Origin of the sequence: Thiohalomonas denitrificans (assembly GCF_900102855.1) — a bacterium.
Taxonomy (GTDB): domain Bacteria; phylum Pseudomonadota; class Gammaproteobacteria; order Thiohalomonadales; family Thiohalomonadaceae; genus Thiohalomonas; species Thiohalomonas denitrificans.
Genome location: NZ_FMWD01000015.1, coordinates 22,025 through 31,461, shown reverse-complemented (window position 1 = coordinate 31,461; position 9,437 = coordinate 22,025). Strand labels below are relative to the sequence as shown.

General features: G+C 57.4%; 8 protein-coding genes. 7 read left to right on the top strand and 1 reads right to left on the bottom strand.

All coding sequences use genetic code 11. From position 1 onward, the window contains the following. The 7 genes from BLP65_RS15745 to BLP65_RS15710 form a co-directional block, all read left to right on the top strand. The coding region (locus tag BLP65_RS15745; protein ID WP_139181540.1) for a transposase at positions 1-205 on the top strand (205 nt) is incomplete at its 5' end. Positions 206-708: 503 nt separating this feature from the next. Next, positions 709-2,205, top strand: coding sequence for a hypothetical protein (locus BLP65_RS15740; protein WP_092999137.1), 1,497 nt, complete (start codon positions 709-711; stop codon positions 2,203-2,205). A gap of 167 nt (positions 2,206-2,372) precedes the next feature. Continuing rightward, complete coding sequence (locus BLP65_RS15735) at positions 2,373-2,690, top strand: NERD domain-containing protein (protein ID WP_092999135.1); 318 nt, start codon at positions 2,373-2,375, stop codon at positions 2,688-2,690. 865 nt (positions 2,691-3,555) lie between these two features. Beyond that, complete coding sequence (locus BLP65_RS15725) at positions 3,556-3,993, top strand: hypothetical protein (RefSeq protein ID WP_139181539.1); 438 nt, start codon at positions 3,556-3,558, stop codon at positions 3,991-3,993. An 86-nt stretch (positions 3,994-4,079) separates the two neighbouring features. Further along, complete coding sequence (locus BLP65_RS15720; RefSeq protein ID WP_092999129.1) at positions 4,080-4,949, top strand: abortive infection family protein; 870 nt, start codon at positions 4,080-4,082, stop codon at positions 4,947-4,949. Positions 4,950-5,021: 72 nt separating this feature from the next. After that, entirely contained in the window at positions 5,022-5,753 is a 732-nt protein-coding gene (locus tag BLP65_RS15715) for a peptide arginase family protein (RefSeq protein WP_092999127.1), read from the top strand. Between the two features lie 299 nt (positions 5,754-6,052). Beyond that, on the top strand, positions 6,053-7,708 hold the full coding sequence (locus BLP65_RS15710) for a tetratricopeptide repeat protein (RefSeq protein WP_217632024.1): 1,656 nt from the start codon (positions 6,053-6,055) through the stop codon (positions 7,706-7,708). Positions 7,709-7,855: 147 nt separating this feature from the next. On the opposite strand, the gene BLP65_RS15705 is transcribed toward BLP65_RS15710, so the two are convergent. Beyond that, on the bottom strand, positions 7,856-9,367 hold the full coding sequence (locus BLP65_RS15705) for a sensor histidine kinase (RefSeq protein WP_092999125.1): 1,512 nt from the start codon (positions 9,365-9,367) through the stop codon (positions 7,856-7,858). Positions 9,368-9,437: the final 70 nt, after the last annotated feature.

The following is a 9,437-nucleotide window of genomic DNA, read 5'->3' as shown; positions in this document are numbered from 1 at the left end:
CCATGCATCCCGGAACGAACGTAAAAAGGTCGAGATGCTATTTGCGCACCTCAAACGCATTATGAAGCTCGACCGGCTACGACTGCGAGGATTAAGCGGGGCGCAAGACGAATTTCTCCTCGCAGCCACGGCACAGAATCTTCGGAAGCTAGCCAAAATGTTGGGGCAACCTCCGCCTACCCATAGGATAGGTGCGCCTACTTGAGACGAATCCACCCAAAAACCACCATCCCAACCCACCATCCAGGTCGGCTGGTGGCAAAAACAAGAAAAACACCCCTCGCGCTCTTCCTTTTGATACTGCCTGACGGCAAATTTGACCCTGGTTTTTCAACAGAATCGGCCAGGAGCCGTCATTCAGGTCAGTATCGGTGAACGACCGGTTGAATCGGGACACCGCCATGTAGGCTGACCGAGACGGTGATGCGTTCCCTATAGTCCCCCTATTATTGTGCAGAGCACCACGGTAATGCGCTGAATGCGTCTCCACCACTGCGTTGCAGTGATCGGTTCGAGCGGGCCAGGCGTCTTTACGACCGGCGTTTGACATCGGGGTAACGGGGTACTGTGACACGAATCTTCGATGTCGATGTTTTGGGCTTTATAAATACATGATTAAATTGGCTATTTTATTTTTCCCAAAAAAGGAAAGCCACCCCACGTAGTGAAATGTTATAAATAGCGCTCTGTGACATTGGAGCGCAGCCCATGTTGGCCGATACCCTCAAGACCCTCGGTCCTTGCCTCAGCACGGACCTTAGGGACCATCTAGTGGCCCACCACGGATTGTCGCCAGCCGCGGCACGTCAGCGTGTCAGCCGGGGCGCGCCCCAGATCAAGCGGCTTGCGCATTTGCCGTTCGCCCGCAGGGCGCGATTTCTATATCACCAAGACGACTACGCGTCTCCGCGCTACTGGGAAGGTCTTTACGCCGCAATCTTCGCCACCAACGGTCCCTATGCGCGGGCCCTGGGCGCTATTCAAGCGCGAGGAGTCGTGCCGTTCGGTCATTTCCTAGGCGCCTGCGGCTCGCCGATTGCCCAAAAGAAGCAACTCTCCGCACGTACAGTGCTGGATCGTATGGTCGCCGCGAATGTTCTAGTCGAGCAGGCGTTGCCTGGGTTAGGGCCGTGCGTGATGACCAAGAATACGTATGAGCGTCACCAGCAAAGCTTGGATGAACTGGCCGCTGCTGCCCGATCCCGTCTCATCGCGGAGAGCGTTTTGCTCGACAGCGTGCGGGAATGGTTGCGGCGATTGGCAATGGTGAGTTTCAACACCGTTCGGACGCGGGGAGCGGAGATGCCCCGCGTGGGCACGTTTGCCTGGGACTTGACCGCGCCCAGCTATCTCACGTCCGTATTGACTCGGCTGAAGGACAAAGGGGTTAAGCCCGGCTGGGTTGTGTGCGATGTGCTGTTGATCGAGAACGCACAGCTCGAGCATGTCGAGCCATTCCTGCACAAAGTCCGGTCACTCGGTGCGTTGAAGAATATCGGACGCACGATGTTCATCCTGTTGGCACAGGGCTACGATGCGGAAGCATTCAAAACGTTGCGCTCGGCCGGCATCATGCCGGCCACTCCTAAGTCGCTCTTCGGCGAGGACGTAGCCGACGGCTTTCGTGAGCTGATCCAGACGCTCAATGAGGCCGCAAAAGGCCTTGTTGATCCTGAGAAGTTCGACCAACTCTTCTCAAAGCTCGGCAAGCTAGAAGGTGCGGTCGGCAACATGCGGGGCGCCTTCTTCGAACTACTAGTGGCCGAAGTCGTCCGCAAAACGGCTGCGGGGCAGGTTAAGTTGAACAAGATTTGTACGGGCGCAGATGGCAATGCTGAAGTGGATGTCTATCACCTAAACGAAGGCATTACGGCGCAGATGATCGAATGCAAGGGGATCGCCCCCGGCACCTTGGTCGACGATGAAGAAGTCGGTTTGTGGTTGACCAGACGCATTACGCGCGTGCGCCATCACCTTCAGAACCTGGGCTGGTCAGGCCCGCGACCGCGGTTTGAGCTATGGACCAGCGGCTCGTTGTCCGCGCAGGCGCGCGAACGGGTCGAGAAGACGCGACTGGCCAATGCCAACAAATGCGAGATCGTGGTTGTAGAGGGCGACACACTGCGCACCGTAGTCAAAGCTGTGAACGATGCGTCGTTGCTCAAGACGTTCGAACACCACTTCTTGCCTCAGGCTGCTGCCTAGCGGGCGTAGCCTGAACGCAGAAGCTAATGTCCGCTCAGGGTCATCAATCCAGACCAGGTCGGGAACGGCCAATTACTGCCACGTGTTAGATAGGAAAACCGCGTTCGGCCTCAACTGTACTATCGCGATAGAATGGGGCCTCATCGCGGAGCGACTGGAGTGCAGTAGTGCCACAATCTACGCTGACTCGGCCTTGGCATTGGGAGGGGAATGTCCAGGCCACATTGCGCACAGCCCTAGAAGAGGACGACTGGACCATCACCGCAGCTGCGAATATCGAGACCAAAGAACCTGGGATTGATCTCAGCGCGGTCAAAGACGACAGGGTGCTGCATATAGAAGTGAAGGGATATCCGAGCACCACGTACGAACATGGTGCGCGACGGGAATTTTACATGGACATCCATCGTAAGAAGACGAAGAAAAGTGCTCCCCCGATTGCCTGGAACGGCATTGCAGCCTCCGATCTATGCGAATTCGGCTGAAGTCGAGGGAAAAAATGCGCATCGAGCGTTCTTAGATGATTTTTAATGCAGTAGGCCGAACTCGGCGCGAGCGTAATTCGCGGGTTTTGCGACCCGCTGCGAAATAGCGAATAGCGCGACCCGAATGAAGGGCGTTAGCGTTATGCCAACAGTGTTCGGCAGGCCCCAATCCCGGGCGTTCGTCGGTAGCCGAGTTGCTGCAGGCTTGCTTGAGGTTGTGGGTTGCACCGACCAGTCCTTTGAATGGGCTCTCGAACTGGGTGGTCAGATAGCCCCATTGCTTGGGATTGATCTCCAAACGCTGGAGGATGGATGGCAGGTGCTCGGGAATAGCGCCGCGCTTGCCCTCGCGGATGAGCCGTGCCGGTAAAGTCCACCAGGTCCAGGTAATCGGTGAGGCGAAAGGGCAAGCCCTTGGGCAGGTAGTAGGGGGTGGCCTCGAGCGAGACGAGGGCTTTCCTTGGTTTGGGCATGGCATCTATTCCTTGATGGCAGTGCGAGTTTACAGACTCTCAGAACTGGGCGAGGATGGCAATGGCTTGGAGTGGATGTCCGGGGTACGGCGTCCCTGGGGAGGCTGGAGCCTCGCTCGCCCTCGCGCTGGAAAACCCCGATGGATGGCGTTAGATTGGGGCATCAGGATGCCACCGGGACTGTGCATAGGGTCAATGATGGCTGAAAGGAAACGGGCGCACACACCGCTTTCGCCCTGCGGCGACTCCTCGCCATTTCCCACCGAAACACTTTCCCCTATCTATCGGTCCCTTCCGAGAGGCGGCTTGATCCAACAGACATTTATCCTCCATGCTTCGCACGGCGGATAAATGCTTAGATGTTAGCCACAAGAAAAGACCAGGGAGAATCCGTGATTACAGATACAAACTTCCGATCAGAGATAGGACCTGAATTGCGGCGTCAAAATCTGGCCGATTACTGGAATGAATTCTTTGTCTTTTCGTCCGACACGCGCGGTCTACACCTCATCTCGGAGAGAGCGCTTAGAAGAGAAATAGACGCCGCGAAGTCTATGGATAGGCCATACCTTGACGCGCAACAAGCGATAAACCGCGTACTAACGGAACTCGGGGCAAAGCACAACTTTCAACGACAGTTCAGCGAGCAATTTCCGGAGTTCCGGCGCGAGCAAGTCTTGGGGATGCAGTTGTACAGGCTGGTAACCGGTGATGACGATTGGTGGGTATACACAGAAACGCAGCATGCAAACCACACGTTTCCCCATGCGGTGTATTTTGCTCCGCGTGCCTCTGCAGAATATCAGGCCTTCGTTGCTCGTCATGGCTAACCACGCCATCAACGCGGACGACCAAAAGCTACGTTCCTTCGTCGCTCCGCTTTCGGCTGCGGTTATGCCGAACAAAGGACTGACCCGTGAAATCCGTTAAGGTCGATCAACCAACCATTCGGGCACTGCAGAAAGTTATAACCGGCGATCCAATTAGTAGCTCTGGTGCACTGTCCCCTTACCGATCGGGACCGGACCTAATCGATTTCTTCAACCAGTTTGGAGCCAATGAGGAGTACAGCCAGGGATTCCCGTCGAGGTGGGTTTATGCCGAGGGAAAGCTTTCAGAACTCAATGGAAAACCTAAATTTAAGAGTGTGATTGAGCATTGTGTCGACCCTAGGCACTTTTTCGGGAGCGACTTTCCTGCGGATGACGCCGCTGATTACCTGAACCAGTATCTAGAATTTGACGGTTATAAGTTGCTGAAGAATGGTAAGGCTTATTCCCTCTCTCCAATTGGCGAGGGCACAATCAATTTTGAGCATGCCATTCTGGAGAACAATGCGCCAAACATCGATTTCATCAGGGAGCAGATTTACAAGTGCAAGAGCAAGGTCGCGTCTGGAGACCACGATGGCGCGATAACAAATGCCAGGTCATTGCTTGAAGCTGTACTTCTAGAGCTTGAAGAGACCATGACAGGAGCAGCCACATCCTATAACGGCGATCTTAACCAACTATATAAACGTGTTCAGAAGCACCTGAACCTAGAGCCAAGTCGGAAGGATATTTCGGATAGTTTGAAGCAGATATTGACGGGGATCATTAGTATCGTAGGCGGTATTGCTCCGCTGCGAAACAAGATGAGCGATTCACACGCGCGAACTTATAGGCCAGCCGAACATCATGCAAAGCTGGCGGTGAACTCCGTACACACGATCTGTATGTTTTTTCTGGAGAGTTTTGAGTATCAGGTTAAATCGGGCTTTATTAAGCTACCCCATAACACTTAGTTAAACCGATTGGGTTTTCGCTACCGCTCAAACTAACGGCTTACCACGACGTTAAACATCAGGGGAACACGATTGAGCAAGTGGATACACCCATTCAAAGGCCGTAATCGGTCACTCGCTGTTGACCAGAACTTCCTGTGGAACGATGGCAACGTCTACATTATGGATAATCACAGAGCGGCTCTTTGGTGCTGGCTTCACCATCTACAACCTGGGGCGAAGCACGGCATTTTCCACATTGACGCACACTATGATGCTGCGGCTACAATCAGCGATATCGAAATCGATAAACTGCCAGACCTGAGTTCAGTTGCATTTGATGACTACTTGAAAATTAGTATCCCAGGCTGGGATGGAAAACCTGTTTCGCTTATTCGCTGGGACAATTACCTGTATCTTTTCGAGATTGTCTATCGAGATACTATAGCGGAGTACTTTGTCGCAACTCACGAGATCGGAACTCCTCCGGCTGAAACCATTCATTGGGAAGAAATACATATGAGCAAACTTCCCGAAATGTTCGGTGAGTTCTTGGATGCCTACGGTGGTTCGGGATGGCTCGTTAATATCGACCTTGATTACTTTTTTTCGCGCCAGCCTGAGGGAATCGCAAGGATTCATAGTGAAAGCTACATATCGGCAGCTTTCGCTGCGGTTAAGGATGCCCTGCGCTCTGGTCGAATATCATGTCTGACGATCTGTTTGAGCCCGGAGTGCTGCGGAGGATGGGGGCCTGCGGAAGAGCTCTGCTATCAGCTCAGTGATGAACTTGGGCTTGAATTCAGGTTGCCTAAAAATGCCTAACAGCCACTTTGAGACCGACGGCTTACCCTTCCGCTGCGCTCCAAGGCAAGCCGCGGCTCAAGTGCCGTTGAATGTCCTCTTCTGCTGAACCAGCGGACGTTCGAAAGCCGCAGGCCGACTGGCCGCTTCGGGTCGATAGCGGAGCTCCACCGGCATTTTCGGGACGGGGCATATTGGTCCTGTCTTCTTGAGGCCTCCTTCGGGCAGACAAAAAGGCGACCCAGGCCAAAGAGACCAATCATGCCTAATCTCTAGAAACAGGGAAAAGTCTGAACTAAAGAGCAGGGAGGGGAGTTCCCATGCGCATGATCATATTTCTTGCTCTGGGCTTGTTGGGTCTGGGGATCGCGGTATCGCAGCCGTCTGCCGCCCAGCAACACGCCGCGGCTGGCCAAGGTGACGAAGCCCCACTTTATGATGACCTGGGTGACCATCACTACGCGATCACGACCGACGTTCCCAAAGCGCAGGCATACTTCGATCAGGGCCTCAGGCTCTACTACGCCTTCAACCACGCCGAGAGCATCCGGGCCTTCCGCGAGGCACAGCGGCTGGACCCGCGATGCGCTATGTGTTGGTGGGGTGAGGCCCTCGCCTGGGGTCCCAACATCAACCTGCCCATGGATGCGGATGCTGCGGTGGCGGCGTACGACGCGCTGCAGGGTGCACTGGAACGGCGTGAGTATGCGTCGGAGCGAGAGCGTGCCTTCATCGATGCGCTCGCCGAACGTTATGCGCCCGAGCCGCAGGAAGACCGCTCCGACTTGGACAAGGCGTACGCCGAGGCGATGGGGCGCGTCGCGGCGCGCTGGCCGGACGATCCCGAGGCGGTCGTACTCTACGGCGAGGCGATCATGGATCTGCAGCCATGGGATTACTGGACCGAAGACGGCCGGCCAAAGCCCGGCATGGAAGAGGCGCTGGCGGGTTTCCAGCGGGTCGTCGACCAGGATCCGAATCACCCGGGAGCATGCCACTTCTACATCCACGCGGTCGAGAAGCTTTACCCCGAGCGCGCAGTTCCCTGCGCGGAGCGGCTGGCGGACCTGATGCCGGGGGCCGGGCATATCGTCCACATGCCGAGCCACATCTATATCCGGGTCGGGCGCTATCTTGATGCCATCGAGCAGAACGAGCACGCCGTGCACGAAGACGAAACCTGGATAGCGGACCAGCGGCCGGGCTACGGCATGTATACGGTGGGTTACTACCCCCACAACTACGATTTCCTGGCATTCGCGGCCTCGATGATCGGTCGGAGCGAGCAGGCGATCGCGTCCGCACGCAAGGTTGCCGACCTCATACCGCCGGAGATGTACGGCACGCCGGGGATGGACTTCCTGCAGCACTGGTCCACCCGGCCGTTGCAGATGCTGGTCCGCTTCGGTCGCTGGGACGAGATCCTCGCGACCGACCCACCTGCCGCATCGATGCCGCATGCGCGCGCTCTCTGGCACTATTCCCGCGGCCGTGCGCTCGTCGCCAGCGGCGAAGTGGCGGCGGCACGTGACCAGCTGCAGGCGCTGCGTCGGATCGCCGGGGATTCGGCGATCGTCGGCATGCGCATGGAATTCAACAAGTCGCGAGACCTGCTGGCTGTCGCTACCCACGTGCTGGCCGGTTACGTCGAGGTTGCGGCCGATGACCTCGAACAAGCCGTGGCCGAGATGCAGGCAGCCGTCCGCAGTGAAGACGCGCTGCTCTACGGAGAGCCGCCGGAGTGGTCCGTCCCGGCCCGCCAGGACCTCGGCCGCGTTCTGCTGCTAGCCGGCCGCTCGGCGGAGGCGGAACGGGCTTTCCGCAAAGACCTCGAACGTTTCCGCGATAACGGCTGGTCGCTCTACGGCCTCACCGAGGCGCTTAACGCCCAAGGCCAAGCGGAAAAGGCCGCTGCGGTACAGCGTGAATTCAATCGGGTCTGGGGCACCGCTGACGTGTCGCTGCCACTCGACTGAATCGCCGAAGCGACAACAAGCGGGCCGGCAGCCAAACACATGCTCATCCCTTTTGCCGGTCGCCTCGCCAAACGGCCCATGCGCCCGGCCAGCTTGCCCCGTTGCGGGGTCGAAAGCTGGACTTGTGGTGCTCTCGACAGCCGCTGTTCATTTCGGCCAGAAGGTCCGAAAAATCGTTCCCCGTGGGCTATTATCGGCCACTTCGATCTGTCCGCCGTGACTTAGGACGATTTTACGTGCCACCGCCAGGCCGATACCGGTGTGGCCCGGCTTGCCACCGCTACTGAACATGCGAAAGATCCTCTCCTTCGCCCACGCTGGAATACCGGGGCCATCATCTACTACCTCCACGCGCCAGTGCTTCCCGTCATCATGTGCTCGGATCCAAACCGACCCTTTGGAGCTGTCGTGGTGATCGATCGCATTGGTGATGAGGTTCTGGAAGACCTGACGCAGGTGCAGTGGGTTGGCGAAAATAGTCGGTAACGGTTCTTGCAACTCGATCCGAAAGCCAGGTGGAATGGTCAGGCGGGCGAGCAAGTCGTCCAGCAGGGGGCCAAGCGCAACGGCTTCGCGCTCTTGCGTTGAACGGTCCAGACGGGCGTAGCCGAGCAGCCTATCGATGAGCGTGTCCATCCCCATAACTCGCTTGCGCAGAAGCCGCAGCCGCAGCCGGTTCTCCTCATCGAGTCCCTCTGCCACATCCTCGTCGATAACATAGGCGAGGTTGGCCACGGCCCGTAAAGGCGCTTTCAGGTCATGGGAGACCACGTAGGCGAACTCCTCCAACTCCGCGTTCAGGCGCTCTAGCTCCTTGGTTTTACGTACCAGCACCGCTTCGGCTTTCTCACGGGCGGCCCACTCCTGCCGTTCCTGCAGGCTGCGGCTGAGTAGTTCGGCAACGGCGTTGAGTATAGCCCGCTCTTCGGCGAGGAATGGCCCCTCCTGGGCCGGCGGGCGTTCCTCTCGATAGAACACCTCGATGACACCGGAGGGCCGGTTGTTCGCCCCAAACGTCACCGCCTGTCGCCAAGGGGTTTGTTCGAACGGCTCGGACCATTCCGTGTGCCCGTCAACAGTTATCCGGGCGCAGGTGATCTCCGGGTACTGGTAGGCGGCGGCCAACGCCTCCGCGGTGCCTTGCAGTACCTCTGCCAGGGCACGGGAGCGCTGTTGCGTGAGCGAGGCGACCGTGTACAGGCAGCTCACCTCCTTGACACGTTCGTCAAGGTCGTGGGCGGTTCGGCGCAATGTCTCCTCGAACCGGGTGCGATCGGTGATGTCGTGCGCGACGCCAAGAACGGTGGCCACCCGGCCGTCCTCTCCGAACTCCGGCACCAGGCGCGCCTCGAAGTGGCACTCCCCCTGGGGGGCCGGGAAGCTGAACTCAAACGTCTCTGTACGACCGGAAGCGAATACACTCTGGATCCGCTCGTTCCACAGCGTCACCAGTGCCCTCGGCATACCCAATTCGGCATTACTTTTGCCGATGAAGGCCTCCCGTGGCCACCCGCTGTAGCGCTCGATCACTGGATTGACGTACAGGTAACGCATGGCCCGATCGAAGCGGGAGATGATATCGGTTGAGTGCTCAGACAGGGTGCGGAAGTCCTGTTGGATCTGGCGAACTTCCTCCATACGCGACGGTCGCTCCGACATGCTTTCTCTCCGCAGAAAAGGCTAGCACCTCTTTAGACAACACTTTAGAGGCGACCACGCTAATGGATAG

What these genes read in the sequence shown, in the direction of transcription:
- BLP65_RS15740 (WP_092999137.1), top strand. Translation starts at nt 709, where the DNA reads ATGTTGGCCGATACCCTCAAGACCCTCGGTCCTTGCCTCAGCACGGAC.
- BLP65_RS15710 (WP_217632024.1), top strand. Translation starts at nt 6,053, where the DNA reads ATGCGCATGATCATATTTCTTGCTCTGGGCTTGTTGGGTCTGGGGATC.
- BLP65_RS15705 (WP_092999125.1), bottom strand. Translation starts at nt 9,367, where the DNA reads ATGTCGGAGCGACCGTCGCGTATGGAGGAAGTTCGCCAGATCCAACAG.